This is a genomic window from Qipengyuania sp. B-5 (assembly GCF_056857815.1).
Genome location: NZ_JBSXNU010000050.1, coordinates 41,679 through 56,309 on the forward strand (window position 1 = coordinate 41,679; position 14,631 = coordinate 56,309).

General features: G+C 62.1%; 22 protein-coding genes. 8 read left to right on the forward strand and 14 right to left on the reverse strand.

Features of this window, described 5'->3' with window-relative positions:
* Positions 1 to 128: 128 nt before the first annotated feature.
* From AC13CE_RS10110 to AC13CE_RS10170, 13 genes are read right to left on the reverse strand one after another with little or no spacing between them, the layout of a single operon-like run.
* Positions 129 to 476 (reverse strand): YbaN family protein, encoded by a 348-nt coding sequence (locus tag AC13CE_RS10110; RefSeq protein ID WP_482972277.1) that lies wholly within the window; start codon positions 474 to 476, stop codon positions 129 to 131.
* A gap of 1 nt (position 477) precedes the next feature.
* Positions 478 to 885: a SufE family protein gene (locus AC13CE_RS10115; RefSeq protein ID WP_221539463.1), complete on the reverse strand. Its 408-nt coding sequence runs from the start codon at positions 883 to 885 to the stop codon at positions 478 to 480.
* Positions 886 to 928: 43 nt separating this feature from the next.
* Positions 929 to 1,105: a hypothetical protein gene (locus AC13CE_RS10120; RefSeq protein WP_482972278.1), complete on the reverse strand. Its 177-nt coding sequence runs from the start codon at positions 1,103 to 1,105 to the stop codon at positions 929 to 931.
* Entirely contained in the window at positions 1,102 to 1,335 is a 234-nt protein-coding gene (locus AC13CE_RS10125) for a hypothetical protein (RefSeq protein WP_221539459.1), read from the reverse strand. Before AC13CE_RS10125 ends, AC13CE_RS10120 begins: the two co-directional genes overlap by 4 nt.
* Before the next feature lie 40 nt (positions 1,336 to 1,375).
* Positions 1,376 to 1,663 carry a hypothetical protein gene (locus AC13CE_RS10130; RefSeq protein WP_482972279.1) on the reverse strand — a complete coding sequence of 96 codons (288 nt, stop codon included), beginning with the start codon at positions 1,661 to 1,663 and terminating at the stop codon, positions 1,376 to 1,378.
* Positions 1,660 to 1,965 (reverse strand): hypothetical protein, encoded by a 306-nt coding sequence (locus tag AC13CE_RS10135; RefSeq protein ID WP_221539456.1) that lies wholly within the window; start codon positions 1,963 to 1,965, stop codon positions 1,660 to 1,662. Before AC13CE_RS10135 ends, AC13CE_RS10130 begins: the two co-directional genes overlap by 4 nt.
* A complete protein-coding gene (locus AC13CE_RS10140; RefSeq protein WP_482972280.1) occupies positions 1,965 to 2,273 on the reverse strand; it encodes a hypothetical protein in 309 nt (102 codons plus the stop codon). Before AC13CE_RS10140 ends, AC13CE_RS10135 begins: the two co-directional genes overlap by 1 nt.
* On the reverse strand, positions 2,273 to 2,608 hold the full coding sequence (locus AC13CE_RS10145) for a hypothetical protein (protein WP_482972281.1): 336 nt from the start codon (positions 2,606 to 2,608) through the stop codon (positions 2,273 to 2,275). The genes AC13CE_RS10140 and AC13CE_RS10145 overlap by 1 nt, the downstream gene beginning before the upstream one ends.
* Positions 2,608 to 2,913: a hypothetical protein gene (locus AC13CE_RS10150; protein WP_482972282.1), complete on the reverse strand. Its 306-nt coding sequence runs from the start codon at positions 2,911 to 2,913 to the stop codon at positions 2,608 to 2,610. Before AC13CE_RS10150 ends, AC13CE_RS10145 begins: the two co-directional genes overlap by 1 nt.
* 24 nt (positions 2,914 to 2,937) lie before the next feature.
* On the reverse strand, positions 2,938 to 3,315 hold the full coding sequence (gene pspC, locus AC13CE_RS10155; protein WP_221539450.1) for an envelope stress response membrane protein PspC: 378 nt from the start codon (positions 3,313 to 3,315) through the stop codon (positions 2,938 to 2,940).
* Positions 3,312 to 3,608 (reverse strand): envelope stress response membrane protein PspB, encoded by a 297-nt coding sequence (gene pspB, locus AC13CE_RS10160; RefSeq protein WP_482972283.1) that lies wholly within the window; start codon positions 3,606 to 3,608, stop codon positions 3,312 to 3,314. Before pspB ends, pspC begins: the two co-directional genes overlap by 4 nt.
* 3 nt (positions 3,609 to 3,611) lie before the next feature.
* Positions 3,612 to 4,517 (reverse strand): phage shock protein PspA, encoded by a 906-nt coding sequence (pspA, locus tag AC13CE_RS10165; RefSeq protein WP_425594521.1) that lies wholly within the window; start codon positions 4,515 to 4,517, stop codon positions 3,612 to 3,614.
* Positions 4,514 to 4,666 (reverse strand): hypothetical protein, encoded by a 153-nt coding sequence (locus AC13CE_RS10170; RefSeq protein WP_221539446.1) that lies wholly within the window; start codon positions 4,664 to 4,666, stop codon positions 4,514 to 4,516. The genes pspA and AC13CE_RS10170 overlap by 4 nt, the downstream gene beginning before the upstream one ends.
* A gap of 156 nt (positions 4,667 to 4,822) precedes the next feature.
* Here AC13CE_RS10170 and pspF point away from each other — a divergent pair, with 156 nt between their 5' ends.
* The 7 genes from pspF (at position 4,823) to rbfA (ending at position 12,302) form a co-directional block, all read left to right on the forward strand.
* Entirely contained in the window at positions 4,823 to 5,848 is a 1,026-nt protein-coding gene (pspF, locus tag AC13CE_RS10175) for a phage shock protein operon transcriptional activator (protein WP_482972284.1), read from the forward strand.
* Between the two features lie 145 nt (positions 5,849 to 5,993).
* Complete coding sequence (gene rimP / locus AC13CE_RS10180; protein WP_482972285.1) at positions 5,994 to 6,551, forward strand: ribosome maturation protein RimP; 558 nt, start codon at positions 5,994 to 5,996, stop codon at positions 6,549 to 6,551.
* Complete coding sequence (gene nusA / locus AC13CE_RS10185) at positions 6,551 to 8,236, forward strand: transcription termination factor NusA (RefSeq protein ID WP_482972286.1); 1,686 nt, start codon at positions 6,551 to 6,553, stop codon at positions 8,234 to 8,236. Before rimP ends, nusA begins: the two co-directional genes overlap by 1 nt.
* Complete coding sequence (locus AC13CE_RS10190) at positions 8,217 to 8,957, forward strand: DUF448 domain-containing protein (RefSeq protein WP_482972287.1); 741 nt, start codon at positions 8,217 to 8,219, stop codon at positions 8,955 to 8,957. The genes nusA and AC13CE_RS10190 overlap by 20 nt, the downstream gene beginning before the upstream one ends.
* A 20-nt stretch (positions 8,958 to 8,977) precedes the next feature.
* Positions 8,978 to 11,488, forward strand: a complete 2,511-nt coding sequence (infB, locus tag AC13CE_RS10195; protein WP_482972288.1) for a translation initiation factor IF-2 — start codon at positions 8,978 to 8,980, stop codon at positions 11,486 to 11,488.
* Positions 11,485 to 11,904 carry a PaaI family thioesterase gene (locus AC13CE_RS10200; RefSeq protein ID WP_345719443.1) on the forward strand — a complete coding sequence of 140 codons (420 nt, stop codon included), beginning with the start codon at positions 11,485 to 11,487 and terminating at the stop codon, positions 11,902 to 11,904. The genes infB and AC13CE_RS10200 overlap by 4 nt, the downstream gene beginning before the upstream one ends.
* Positions 11,904 to 12,302, forward strand: coding sequence for a 30S ribosome-binding factor RbfA (gene rbfA / locus AC13CE_RS10205; protein WP_221539433.1), 399 nt, complete (start codon positions 11,904 to 11,906; stop codon positions 12,300 to 12,302). Before AC13CE_RS10200 ends, rbfA begins: the two co-directional genes overlap by 1 nt.
* Positions 12,303 to 12,305: 3 nt before the next feature.
* On the opposite strand, the gene AC13CE_RS10210 is transcribed toward rbfA, so the two are convergent.
* A complete protein-coding gene (locus AC13CE_RS10210) occupies positions 12,306 to 13,934 on the reverse strand; it encodes an AbgT family transporter (RefSeq protein ID WP_482972289.1) in 1,629 nt (542 codons plus the stop codon).
* A 106-nt stretch (positions 13,935 to 14,040) separates the two neighbouring features.
* Between AC13CE_RS10210 and AC13CE_RS10215 the strand changes: the two genes are divergently transcribed.
* Positions 14,041 to 14,619: a thymidine kinase gene (locus tag AC13CE_RS10215; RefSeq protein WP_482972290.1), complete on the forward strand. Its 579-nt coding sequence runs from the start codon at positions 14,041 to 14,043 to the stop codon at positions 14,617 to 14,619.
* Positions 14,620 to 14,631 lie beyond the last annotated feature (12 nt).

Consider the following 14,631-nt stretch of genomic DNA (forward strand, 5'->3'; position numbering starts at 1 on the left):
ATGATTTTTCCAGAAATATCCTGATTGACACCTGGGTGGTACCGCCCCCCCCCAGCACGGTTGGAAATCCATGATCCTGAAGCGCGTTCTCGGGACATAACGCAAGCTGCATGATGTAGGAAAGCGGCTTATTCGTTGCGCGTCGCTATCCAGCTGCCGGCGATCACGAGGATGGCGATCGATATCCAGTAGTAGGGCGATCCCAGTGTGTACCAGGTGAACACCGCGCCGGTGGCCATTGCGCCGATCGCCATGGTCTTGGCGCGGCGGCTGATCGCGCGGCGTTCGCGCCAGTCCTTGACCTGCGGGCCCCAATGCGGGTGGTCGAGGATTCTTTTTTCGAGCTCGGGGCTGGAGCGGGCGAAGAAATACACCGCCAGCAGCAGAAAAGGGACGGTCGGCATGATTGGCAGGAAGGCCCCGATTGCACCGAGAGCCACCGCTAAATAGCCGAGAACGCGGTAAAGCGCGCGCATATCAGCCGGCTGCGATACGAGCCGCGTGTTGTTTTACCAGCGCGATCATGTTGGGGACGCCTTGCGTACGGTTGCTCGACAACTGGTTCTTGAGATCGAAAGGCTCGAGTGCAGCGTGAATGTCCATTTCGGCGACCTCGCTAGCAGGCCGATCCTGAACCGCGGCAATCACCAGCGCCACGATGCCCTTGGTTATGGCGGCATTGCTGTCGGCAAGGAAATGCAGCTTGCCCTTATCGCTGGTGGGATAGACCCAGACGCTGGCCGAACAGCCGCGTACCAGCGTGGCGTCGGTCTTGAGCGCGTCCGGCATCTCGTCCAGCTCGCGGCCCAGCTCGATCAGCAGCCGGTACCGCTCGTCGCCTTCGAGAAACTCGTATTCTTCTTGGATATCGGAAAGGTCTCGCATGGGCGGGGCATCTAGCGGGTGCCGGCACACGCGTCCATTGGACTCAGCCGGTGATGCCGCCGGGGCGGGTGACGGCATAATAGATGACATATATCCAGCTGATGAAGCCGTGAAATATGGCCCAGAGGATCGACTGGTTCTGGGCCCAGGAAATCGCCACGGCGATCGCGCTGCCGAGCCCGATGCCGGCCTTTGCAGCTTCCCCGGTGTGGCTGTTCACAGGTCCACCCCGCTGGCGATCGCCTCGAGCTTCTTGATCCGCTCCTTCAGATCGGCAAGCTCGATCCGGGCAGCACCGATCGACGAGCCTTCCTGTCGCGGACCTTGATGACCTTCGAGCTCGCTGCGCTTCAGGTCCAGCCATCCCTGCCATCCGCGCAGCATGGCGGCGGCAATGATGACCAGGCCGGTCAGGCTGGCAGCGGCGACTATCAGTGTCGGTTCGAACATTTCCCCATGTCCTCCTTGAACCAGTTTCCTCTTTCCCGCCTCACTCGGCCCGCTTGTCGCGCAGGGCCTCGATTTCGGCGGCGATCCTCTTGGTTTCCTGCGTGTCGAGCGAATTGCCGTCGGTGGCGATTCTCTCCAGCACCTTGATGCGTTCGCGCAGGTCCTCGATTTCCTTGTTCGTCTCGGCGTCGGTTCCGCTGTCCGCGACGCTCTCGTTACCGCGCTCGTCGACAACGATGCCGCGGTCGGCGCGGTGGCGGGCCTTGCTCAGCTGGACCACGCCCCACACGATGATGGCGATGATTGCGACAGTGGCCCATGCGCTCATGACGATGCTCCTGTGCGATCCTCGATCCTGTCGAGCTTGCGCAATTCGTCGATCTGCGAGGCCAGCGCATGATTGCCGTCCGTCGCGATCCGTTCGAGTACGCGCACGCGCTCTTCCATTTTTGAATAATCGCCATTGGAGAAGCGGGCCTGTTCGGCCTTTGCTTCCTCGGCGCGCGCCTGGAGTTCCAGCTTGCGCTCCTTGTGCTCGGCCTCACGCTTCTGGAAGAGGTACGCCATCGGCATGACGATCATGAGAGTCAGCAGGATGAAGCCGAAGATCAGGATGAGGTCGGCGTCCATCAGTTTGCCTCCCTACCGTCTCGTAGCCGGTCGATTTCACTGGTCAGGTGATAGCCGCTATCGGTCACGATGCGCTCGACATTGCCGAGCCGGTCCTTGAGCGAGCCAAGCTCGGCGCGCAGTTCGGCGTTTTCCTGAGTCAGCAGTTTAACCCGTTCGACCGCCTGGTCGTTCTTGGGATAGACTGCCTTGCCCCAGCTGTTTTCGAGCGGATAGCCGTTCTTGACCCTGATCCAGGTATTGGCGACCCAGGCCAGCGACATCGCAATGACGCCTAAGATCACTGTGGTTTCGGTGATCAGTTCCATCACGCTTTCTCCCCTTGCTTCACGTTGAGCGGTACTCCGCTGTCGGGCTGGCGGTCGCGCAGGGCTTCGATTTCGTCGTGCAGCGAATAACCGCGGTCGGTAACGATCTTTTCAAGTACGATCATCCGGTCCTGCATGGCATCGAGCTTGTCATGAAGCTGGCGGTTTTCCTGGCGAAGAGCCTTCTCCTCGGCCGTGTTGGACCGCTCGGTCTTGCCACCGAACTCGTCTTCCAGCGGGTAGCCGTTCTTCGCGCGGATCCAGTTATTGATTACCCATGCACTATAGCTGAGCCCGATGAGTACGATGACGAAAGTCGCGTCGCCGAAGTCCATTATGCCCTCTCCCCCTTCTTCATTTCGAGCGCCACGCCCGCTCCCTGATCGTCCACCCGGCGGTGGTCGCGCAGAGCTTCGATCTGGGTGGCGACATCGTACCCCTTGTCGGTGACGATCCGTTCGAGCACCTGCACGCGATCTTCGAGCTGCTGCACGCGGCTGGCATATTGCGCGGCCTTTTCGGAACTGGCCTCGGCGGTAGCCGAGATGCGCTTTTCCTCAAGCTTGCGCTGGTTCACCAGGTAGATGATACCGAGCACCATGATGAAGGGCGCAAGCGGAATAAGTATTCCCAAATCCATCGTTCTCCTCCCCTTCTCGTGCGCTTACCGCAGCCGTTCGATTTCGGCGTTCAGGCGCGGATTACTGCTGACGTAGAAGGTTTCGACCTCGGCCAGGCGGCGGTCCACATCCTTCATCTTGGCGCGGATTTCGCGTGCGGTGCGCTTCGGGCTCTGGCGGACGCGCTGCCAGTAACGCTGCTCGTCCGGTTCCGAATAGAGATGCGCGGGCTTCTTGTTCAGCAGGATGCCGGCCAGGAAATAGAACGGGATGGTCGAACCGCCAGTGATGAAGGTCAGACCCAGGAAACCGAGGCGAACCCAGAAGGCATCGACGCCGGTATAGTCCGCGATGCCGGAGCAGACGCCCATCAACTTCGCATTGGCCTTGTCGCGATAGAGGGTGGTGCGGGGGCTGTTCACTTGGTTGCTCCTTTTTTCTCGGCCATCATCTGTTCGAGTTCGCGCAGCTGCTGGTTGTCCTGCTCGCTGTCATGGACAAGGCGGGCGGGGCGGAAGTCGGGGTTGTCGGAAGCGACGAGACGTTCGACCGTATCCATCCGTTCGTCGAGCCGCTTGGCGAGGTTGTAGAGTTCCTCGAGCAGGGCTTCGTCGTCAGTGGTGATCGTGGCGGAGGTCTTCCACTTGGTGATGTAGTGGAGGATGATCCACGGCAAGGCGATGAAGATCGCGACAATTGCAAAAACGTCGTCCACGGATCAGTCCTCCTTCTTGGCGTCTTCGGACTTGCCGAGCGCCTTTTTCATTTGGGCAAGTTCGTCGTCGATCGCATCGGCACCCTCCAGCGCGGCGATCTCGTCGGCCAGGTTCGGTTTGCCCGAGCTGTCCGAAATGCTCAGCGCATCGGCGCGCCCTTCGGCATAGTCCACGCGGCGTTCGAGCTGGTCGAACCGGCTGAGTGCCTCGTCAACGCGGTCTTCGGTCATCAGGCTGCGCAGCTTGACGCGGTTTTCCGCGCTTTCGAGACGCGCAGCGATGGCGGTCTGGCGGCTGCGGGCTTCGCGCAAGCGGTTCTGCAGCTTGTGAATGTCCTGCTCGTAGGCGCGTAGAGCATCGTCGAGCACCGCGATCTCCTGCTTGAGCTGGTCGGCCATGTCGGCAGCCTTCTTCTTCTCGACCAGTGCTGCACGGGCCAGGTCCTCGCGGTCCTTCGACAGTGCGAGCTGCGCCTTTTCGCCCCAGTCGGCCTGGAGCTTGTCCAGCTTCACCGTGTGACGGTGCATTTCCTTCTGGTCGGCAATGGTGCGGGCGGCGCTGGCGCGAACTTCGACAAGCGTCTCCTCCATTTCCATGATGATCATGCGGATCATCTTCTGCGGATCGTCCGCCTGATCGAGGAGATCGTTGAAATTGGCCGCAATAATGTCGCGGGTACGGCTGAAGATTCCCATTAAAGGTACTCCACTGGAGAAAAACTGGTTGGCCCGGTCACGGCCGCTATCCTGCGTCGGCGTGGGCGAGCGGCGGAGCCGTTCGACCTCGCTGTCGAGACGCGAGAGGGTCACGCGCTTGGGGCGGGCCGGAGCGTCCGCTGCGCGGGACTTGCGCTGGGGACTTTCGGGAGTGCGGCGCTCCGGCCCAAGGGGATGCTTGTGGTCGCTCACGCGATTTCCACATGCCCGATAGATGCCACCATCGGCATGGGCGTGGTGACCGTGATTTGCGAGCTCAGCGCAACGAAAGCCGTCATCATCGCAATGCTGGCGAGGGCGGCCTTGCCGAGCTGGGTGCTGAAGAACTTGCGGTTGTACATGGTGTCCTCCCTGGACGTGAACTGGTGTTGTCCCAGGTTAAGCAAGCGATGTGCCAAACTCGATTTACCGCAGAAAAACGCGCCTTTCAGAGTTTTCGACGAACGGCATTGTGGTGGGTATTGCCAACCCTTGGTGAAAATTCCTATATCTTGGCCATGGAGCGGGAAAATCAGTACATTGGCCAGTCCGGCGCTTTTCTTGACGCGGTCGAGCGCACCAGTCGTGCGGCGCCCATGCGCAGGCCCGTGCTGGTCATCGGTGAACGGGGTACCGGCAAGGAATTGATCGCCGAGCGACTTCATCGCCTATCCAACAGATGGGAAGAACCTCTCGTCACGATGAATTGCGCAGCCTTGCCCGAAACACTGATCGAGGCGGAGCTGTTCGGTCATGAGGCAGGGGCATTCACCGGTGCTACCAGACAGCGCGCCGGAAGGTTCGAGGAAGCCGACAAGGGTACGCTTTTTCTCGACGAACTGGGCACGCTGTCGATGGGCGCACAGGAGCGTCTGCTCCGCGCCGTGGAATATGGCGAGGTCACGCGTATCGGTTCCTCGCGCCCGATCCACGTCGATGTCCGCATCGTCGCCGCCACCAACGAGGACCTGCCCGCCAAGGCCGAGCGGGGCGACTTCCGCGCCGACCTGCTCGACCGCCTCAGTTTCGAGGTTATCACCCTTCCACCCCTGCGCGTGCGCGAGGGAGATATTGCGGTGCTGGCCGACTATTTCGGCCGCCGCATGGGTGCCGAACTGGGATGGGAAGCCTGGCCGGGTTTTTCCGAGCATGTCGCGCAGCAGCTCGAAAACCATCAATGGCCTGGTAATGTCCGCGAATTGCGCAATGTGATCGAACGGGCAGTCTATCGCTGGGACGATTGGGGAAGCCCGATCGGACATGTCCAGTTCGACCCGTTCGAAAGCCCGTGGAAGCCGGTCTCGCCTCCAACGTCGCGGAAACGGTCCGACGGTAGTCCTGCAGCTACTACTCAACTGGCGGCACCCGATCTTGACGCCGTCGAGGACCTGCGCAGCGCCGTGGATGCTCATGAAAAGGCCATTCTCGAGCACGCGCTCGGCAAGCATCGCTGGAACCAGCGCCAGACCGCTAAGGCGCTGGGCCTCAGCTACGACCAGTTGCGCCATGCCATCAAGAAGCACGGTCTCACCGACGACGATTGAACGAGACTTGCTTTTGGCGGGACTCGCGCCTATCTGGCCCTCAATCCCGACATTGTCGCGACACTGTGGGGCTGGCGCCGCAAGGGGCCGGCACGAAACCCGCTTGTCGCCCCTTGTCGCAATGCAAGTCCATACCGGAGCATGAATGGCTGATATTGACCGCTTGAACGAAATAATCGAACCCGAAGCGCAGGCGCTGGGTTTCGAGCTCGTGCGCGTCAAGATGATGCCTTCCGAAGCCGGGGACGGGGCGCAGGCGCTCCAGATCATGGCGGAAGACCCGGCGACGGGCCAGCTATTGATCGAACAATGCGCTGCACTTTCGCGCCGCGTGTCGGACCGGATTGACGAGCTGGAAGAGCAGGGCGAAGTGCTGGTCGAAGGGGCCTATCACCTCGAAGTCAGTTCGCCCGGTATCGACCGTCCGCTCACCCGCGCGAAGGATTTCGAGCAGTGGGCCGGACACGAAACGAAGATCAGCATGGTCAAGGGTTTCGACGGCCAGCGCAACTACAAGGGTGACCTCAAGGGCATCGAAGGTCATTGCGTTGTCATTATAGATGCCAAGGCGGGCGAGGTGAAACTCGACCGCGACCAGATCCACACGGCAAAGCTCGTCTTGACCGACGCGCTCATTGCCGCCACCCAGCCGCTCGACACGAGTGGTGCCGAAGACATCGTAGAAGAAAAGGCAGACGACTGATGGCCAGTGCCATTTCCGCCAACAAGGCAGAACTCCTTGCAATCGCCAATGCGGTCGCATCGGAAAAGATGATCGACAAGTCCATCGTCATCGAGGCGATGGAAGAGGCGATCCAGAAGTCCGCCCGTAACCGCTATGGCGCGGAGAACGACATTCGCGCCAAGCTCGACCCGCAGACCGGCGACCTTCGCCTGTGGCGCGTCGTCGAGGTCGTCGAAGAGGTCGAGGATTATTTCAAGCAGGTCGATCTGAAGGCTGCCGAGAAACTCGAGAAGGATGCCAAGGTCGGTGACTTCATCGTCGATCCGCTGCCCCCGGTCGATCTTGGACGTATCGATGCGCAGTCCGCCAAGCAGGTGATCTTCCAGAAGGTCCGCGATGCCGAGCGCGAGCGCCAGTTCGAAGAATTCAAGGACCGCGCCGGCGAAGTCATCACCGGTGTGATCAAGTCGGTCGAATTCGGCCATGTAATCGTCAACCTCGGCCGCGCCGAGGGCGTCATCCGCCGCGATCAGCAGATCCCGCGCGAGGCCGCCCGCGTGGGCGAGCGTGTCCGCGCGCTGATCACCAAGGTCGAACGCAACAACCGCGGGCCGCAGATCTTCCTCAGCCGCGCGCACCCCGATTTCATGCGCAAGCTGTTCGCGCAGGAAGTGCCCGAAATCTACGACGGCATCATCGAAATCAAGGCCGCCGCCCGCGATCCGGGCAGCCGCGCCAAGATCGGCGTGATCAGCCATGACAGCAGCATCGACCCTGTCGGTGCCTGCGTCGGCATGAAGGGCAGCCGCGTCCAGGCGGTCGTGCAGGAACTGCAGGGCGAGAAGATCGACATCATTCCCTGGTCGGAAGACGGCGCGACCTTCATCGTGAACGCGCTCCAGCCGGCCACCGTCAGCCGCGTCGTCCTCGACGAGGAAGATGGCCGCATCGAAGTCGTCGTGCCCGACGACCAGCTCAGCCTCGCCATTGGTCGCCGCGGCCAGAACGTCCGCCTCGCCAGCCAGCTGACCGGCAACCAGATCGACATCATGACCGAGGAAGAAGCTTCGGAAAAGCGCAGCAAGGAATTTGCCGAGCGCTCCAAGATGTTCGAAGAGGAACTCGACGTCGACGAAACGCTTTCGCAGCTGCTCGTTGCCGAAGGCTTCGCAGAGCTGGAAGAAGTCGCTTACGTCGAGCTGGAAGAGCTGGCCGGCATCGAAGGCTTCGACGAGGAACTGGCCGAAGAACTCCAGAACCGTGCGAAAGAAGCGCTCGATCGGCAGGAAGAAACGCATCGTGCCGCGCGCCGTGAACTGGGCGTCGAAGACGATCTGGCCGAACTGCCGCATATGACCGAAGCAATGCTGGTCACGCTCGGCAAAGCGGGTCTCAAGACGCTCGACGATGTGGCGGACCTCGCCACTGACGAACTGATCGCCAAGAAGCGCGAAGCTCCGCGCCGCCGGAACAACACCGATGGCCCGCCTATGCGCCGCGACCGTCCGATGCGCGAGCAGGACAAGGGCGGTGTGCTGGGCGAATACGGCCTGACCGAAGAGCAGGGCAACGAGATCATCATGGCTGCCCGCGCGCATTGGTTCGAGGACGAGGAGCCGAAGGCAGCAGCCGAAGAGGAAGCTCCGGCATCTGCCGAAGCCGCCGACACGCAGGAGGCCGCCGATGCGGACTCCACCCAATGAGAGCCTGACGTCCGACATCGCTGAAGCCCGCAGGCCCCGTAAACCGGAGCCCGAGCGGCGCTGCATATTGACCGGAGAGACGGGCTCGCGCGATGCGCTGGTCCGGCTTGCCGCCTCGCCCTCCGGCCTCGTCCTGCCTGATGCGCAGGAAAAGGCGCCGGGACGGGGGGCATGGATCTGTTCCTCGCGCACGGCGATCGAGGAGGCGCAGCGCAACGGGAAACTGAAAGCGGGCCTGGCGCGCGCGTTCAAGACCGGCGACCTCGAGATACCCGAGGATCTGCCACAAAGGATCGCGGATGCGCTCACGCGCGTATTTCTCGACCGACTGGGTCTCGAAATGCGCGTCGGAGCCCTTATCTTGGGCACACAGCGTATAGCGGAGTCCGCGCGCATGGGCGGAGTGTCGGCACTCTTCCATGCCAGCGACGCGAGCGAAGACGGGCGCAAGAAGCTCGATCAGGCCTGGCGTGTAGGACGTGAGGCAGAAGGCAGCGGCGAACGCGGCTGGACACTGCCACTGGACCGCGACGCTCTGTCTGTGGCATTGGGCCGCGACAATGTCGTCCACTTCGGTCTGGCCGACGATGCTGCGGCCGCGCGGGTGCTCAAGCCCTTGAAGCGGCTGATGCATTATCTGGGGCAAGAAATTCCGAACGGATCTTGGCCCGACGAATTCGGGCGCGCATCCGTACGCGCCGGTGACGATACGAACGATTGAACGAAGAGAAACGAGCAAGAATGAGCGACGACGACAAGAAACCTGCCCGTAAACCGCTGAGCCTCAAGGGCGCGCAGCCGGGCGAGGTCAAGCAGACCTTCAGCCACGGCCGCACCAACAAGGTGGCGGTCGAGGTGAAGCGCCGCCGCAAGCTCTTGAAGCCCGGCGAGACGCCGCCGCCTCCTCCGCCGCCTGCGCCTGAGCCGACCCCGGCACCTGCACCTGCTCCTGCAGCGAAGAAGCCCGCGCCGAAAAAGGCCGCGCCCGCTTCGGAAACTCCGCAGGAACGCGTCGCGCGTCTTACCCGCGAGGCCGAGGAAGAGCGCCTGCGCCTGACCGAAGAAGCGCGCAAGCGTGACGAGGAGCAGGCCAAGAAGGCCGCCGAAGACGAGAAGAAACGCGCCGAAGACAAGCGCAAGGCCGAAGAAGAAGCAGCAAGCAAGGCAGAGGACGAGGCTGTGAGCCCGCCTGCAGAGGAAGCAGCAGCACCTGCTCCAGAGGAAGAGCCTGCCGATGAGAGTTCGCCTGCTCCGGCCCCGCGGCAGTTCACGCCCGTCAAGCGTCCGGAAATCAAGAAGCCCGAACGCGCGAAGAAGAAAGAAGACAAGCCTGCGCGCGTTGCCGAAACGCCGGACAAGCGCCGCTCCGGCAAGCTTTCCGTCAAGAAGGCCCTGAACGAGGACGAAGGCCGCCGTGCGCGCAGCCTCGCCGCGCTCAAGCGTGCGCGCGAAAAGGAACGCCGCATGCAGGGCGGCGGCTCCAGCAAGCCGCGCGAGAAGCAGGTACGCGACGTCATCGTCCCCGAGGCGATCACCGTCGGCGAACTGGCCAAGCGCATGGGCGAAAAGGGCGCCGACCTGGTGAAGGAGCTCTTCAATCTCGACATGATGGTCACCGTCAACCAGACGATCGACCAGGATACGGCGGAACTGCTGGTCGAACAGTTCGGCCACAATATCGAGAAGGTCTCCGAGGCCGATGTCGACATTACGAACGACGCCGATGTCGATCCGGAAGAGACGCTGAAGCCCCGTCCGCCTGTGGTCACCATCATGGGCCATGTCGACCACGGCAAGACTTCGCTGCTCGATGCGCTTCGCGGCGCCAATGTGGTGAAGGGCGAAGCCGGCGGTATCACACAGCATATCGGCAGCTACCAGGTGCAGACGAAGGGCGGCGATGCCGTTACCTTCCTCGACACGCCGGGCCACGCCGCCTTTACCCAGATGCGCCAGCGGGGTGCCAACATCACCGATATCGTGGTGCTGGTGGTTGCCGCCGATGACGGCATCATGCCGCAGACGATCGAGGCCATCAATCACACCAAGGCCGCAGGCGTCCCGATGATTGTGGCGATCAACAAGATGGACAAGCCGGAAGCCAATCCGGACAACATCCGCACCCGCCTGCTCGAACACGAAGTGATCGTGGAATCGATGTCCGGCGATGTGCAGGACGTGGAAATCTCCGCCAAGGAGAAGACCGGTCTGGACGATTTGCTCGAGAAGATCGCGCTGCAGGCCGAACTGCTCGAACTGAAGGCGAACCCCGACCGCATGGCCGAGGCAACCGTCATCGAAGCGCAGCTCGACAAGGGCCGCGGCCCGGTCGCGACCGTGCTTGTCACCCGCGGTACGCTGGAACGTGGCAACACCTTCGTAGTCGGCACGCAGAGCGGCCGTGTCCGCGCCATCGTCGACGACCAGGGCAAGCAGATCAAGAAGGCCGGACCTTCGATGCCGGTCGAGGTCCTCGGCCTTGGCGGCGTGCCGAGCGCTGGCGATGTGCTGACCGTGGTCGAAAACGAACAGCGTGCCCGCGAAGTCGCGCAGTATCGCCAGGAAAAGGCGACCGAAAAGCGCACCGCGCTTGCGCCGACCAGCTTCGATACGATGTTCAACAACCTCGCCTCGAACGTGGTCGAATTCCCAGTGTTGGTGAAAGCCGACGTGCAGGGCTCGGTGGAAGCGATCACGACCGCACTGCACAATCTGTCGAACGATCTCATCAAGGTCCGCGTGTTGCACGCAGGCGTGGGTGCAATCACCGAAAGCGACGTGCAGCTGGCAGCCGCCTCGAACGCGCCCATCATCGGGTTCAACGTCCGGCCGAATGCCAAGGCGCGCGAACTGGTGAAACGCGACGGCGTGGAGATGAAGTATTACGACGTCATCTACCACCTGACCGAGGAAATCGCAAAGGAGATGGCTGGCGAGCTGGGTCCGGAACGGATCGAACACGTCGTCGGCCGTGCCGCGGTCAAGGAAGTGTTCCGTTCGGGCAAGAAGGACAAGGCCGCCGGCCTGCTGGTCGAGGAAGGCGTCATTCGCAAGGGGCTGCATGCACGCCTCACGCGCGAAGACGTCATTGTCTCGGCCACGACTATCGCCTCGCTGCGCCGCTTCAAGGACGATGTGGACGAAGTCCGCGCCGGTCTCGAATGTGGTGTGGTCCTCGCCGACACGAACGACATCAAGCCGGGCGACCAGCTTGAAGTGTTCGAGGTCGAGGAGCGTGAACGCACACTGTGAGCGTTGATCCCCAAAGGCATGCCCTCGGCGCCGCTCATGCGGAGCTGATGGGCGTGGCCTTCGACAGCTTCGACGAGGAGCGCGAGGAGATCACCCTGCGCTTCCATGCACCGGAAAGTTTCATCACCCCGCGCGGCAGCGTGCAGGGCGGCCTCGTCGCAGGATTCCTCGATGAGGTAATGGGCTGGGCGCATGTCTGGGCAACGAAACACGAGGAAGCGCCGCTCAATCTCGAAATCTCCATGACGCTTCTGCGTCCGGTTAAGGCGGGACCGCTCGTTGGCAAGGGGCGCGTGGTCCGCCGCGGACGGCGCGTAACCTTTCTCGAAGGCGAGTTGTTCGACGGGGAGGGTAACCTCCTGGCGCGGTCGAGCAGTACAGCCATCCCCACACCACGTCCGACCGGAGAAAAGTGATGGCCCGCAACCTTTCCACTCCCGAACAGCAATCGGTGCGCGTCCTTAAAGTGGGCGAGCGGGTGCGGCATATATTGTCCGAACTGCTCGCACGCGGGGAGGCGCATGACGATGTGCTGCGTGCGTCGAACATTTCCGTGACCGAGGTGCGGATGAGCCCCGATCTCAGGAACGCCAAGGCCTATGTAAAACCCCTGCTGGGGCAGGACGAGGCGGCGGTGCTGAAGGCACTGCGCACCAATACGGCCTTTTTCCAGAAGGAAGTCGCCAAGCGTCTGGGGCTCAAATTTGCGCCCAAACTCTCCTTTCAGCCTGACGAAAGCTTCGATGAGGCGGAACGGATCGAGAAGCTGCTCTCCGACCCCAAGGTCGCGAGCGACCTCGAGGACGAAGAGTAGGCTTTACTCCGCGATGGCCGGGGCGGTCGGATCGACCGTTGTCGGCACCTCCATGAATACACTGGCGCCCGGGCCGAGCGGAAGATCCAGCACGACCCATCCGATGGTCATTGCCAGTCCAGCCAGCAACAGGCCGACCGAATAGGGCAGCATGGTCGCGGCAAGGCTGCCGAGGCCGAAGTCCTTCTGCCAGCGCTGGCAGAAGATCAGGATCAGCGGGAAATAGACCATCAGCGGCGTGATGATGTTGGTCGCCCCGTCGCCCACACGATAGGCGGCGGTTGCCATTTCCGGTGAGATGCCCAGCAGCATAAGCATGGGTACGAGAACCGGCGCAAGCAGCGCCCACTTCGCACTCGCCGAACCGACGAAGATGTTGAGCAGGGCCGAGACGAGAATGATCGCCGTCAGCAGCGCCCAGGCGGGAAGACCGCTGTTGCCGAGAAAATCGGCCCCGTTCACTGCCAAAATCAGACCGAGGTTCGACCAGGCGAACATCGCCACGAAATGCGCGGCGGCGAAGGCGAGAACGAGGTAATAGGCAAGATCCTCCATTGCCCCGGCCATCATCTTCACAAGACCCCGGTGATCGTCGATCGTCCCGGCAGCCTTGCCATAGGCCCAGCCGGCGAGGAGAAAGAGCAGGAAAAAACCTGCAACAAGGCTCTGGTAGAAAGGCGTCAGCCGCGCTTCGGGCGAAGCATCCTCGTCGATCAGCGGCGTACCCGGGCCGAGCGTGAAGAACAGCCAGAGGCCGATGACGAAGAGTACGGCGAGCCCCGCCCAGCGCAGCCCCTTGCTCTCCGCGGCGGAAAGCGCGCGGTCCCCATCGGCGACTTCGCCCTGCTGTTCGGGCGATATGGCCTTGCCCGCCATCGAGGGGTTCCACGGCCCGAGGCGGGGTTCGATCATCTTGTCGGTCACGAACCAGATCACCGGCAGGAAGATGAATGTCATCGCGGCGATGAAATACCAGTTACCGGCGATATTGGCTGTAAAGTCACCGAAGACCGTCTCCACACTAGCCTCGGTAATGCCGAATAGCAGCGCATCCAGCTGGCCGGGCAGCAAATTGGCAGAGAACCCGCCCGATACGCCGGCAAAGGCAGCGGCAATACCCGCGACCGGGTGCCGTCCGGCGGCATGGAAAATAATTCCGGCGAGAGGGATGAGAACAACATAAGCGGCATCGGCGGCAAGATTTCCCATCATGCCGACGAAGGCGACGATGGGTGTCAGCAGATAGACCGGCGCATTCCGAACGCCCGCGCGCATCGCTGTGCCGAACAGGCCCGCGCGCTCGGCAACACCTGCACCCAGCATCACGACCAACACATAGCCGAGCGGATGGAAGTGGGTGAAGGTCTGCGGCATTTCGACCCAGAGCCGCGCGATGTTCTCCGCGCTCAGCAGGCTCTGTGCAGTGATGATGGTGGCCGCTCCGGTGTCGGCATCGACTTCGGTGGGATGCGCGGCGGAAAGCCCGGTGAGTGAGGCGACGATGGAAACAACCACCAATATAGCGATCAGCCAGAAGAACAGGAAAACCGGATCGGGCAGCTTGTTGCCGCTTCGTTCGATCCAGCCGAGAATGCCGCCCTGCTTGCCCGAAGTCGCCTGTGCTTCTGCCATGGAAATCCCACTCACCTTACTTTTATTGGTTTGTCGGGGTATCTCATCCCCAATCCTGTCTGTCGATCTCCTTAACAGCCCTGTCCGCTGGCGCTAGACCCCGGCGATGGCCAAGCTCTATTTCTACTATGCCAGCATGAATGCAGGGAAGAGTTCCACCCTGCTCCAGGCCGCGTTCAACTATGGCGAGCGCGGGATGAAGGTCTCGCTGTGGACCGCTGCGCTGGACGACAGGCCCGGTTTTGGCGCGATTTCCAGCCGCATCGGGCTTGCCAGCGATGCGCATCGTTACGACGCCGATACAGATATCGAGGCGCGCGTACTGGAAGAGCATAAAGAGACCACACTTGCCTGCGTGCTGGTCGACGAGGCGCAGTTCCTCACCCGTGACCAGGTTTGGCAGCTGGCGCGGCTTGCTGACGATGCGGGCATCCCGGTGCTGTGTTACGGCCTGCGCACCGATTTTCAGGGCGAACTCTTTCCCGGCTCGGCGGCACTACTGGGAATCGCGGACGCATTGGTCGAGATGAAGGCCGTGTGCGATTGCGGTCGCAAGGCCACGATGAACCTGCGCGTCGACGCACATGGCAAGGCGGTCAGCGAAGGCGCGCAGACCGAAATCGGCGGCAACGACCGCTATGTCGCCATGTGCCGCAGGCATTTTTCCGAGGCGCTGGCCCGCTAGAGGGTGCGCGTT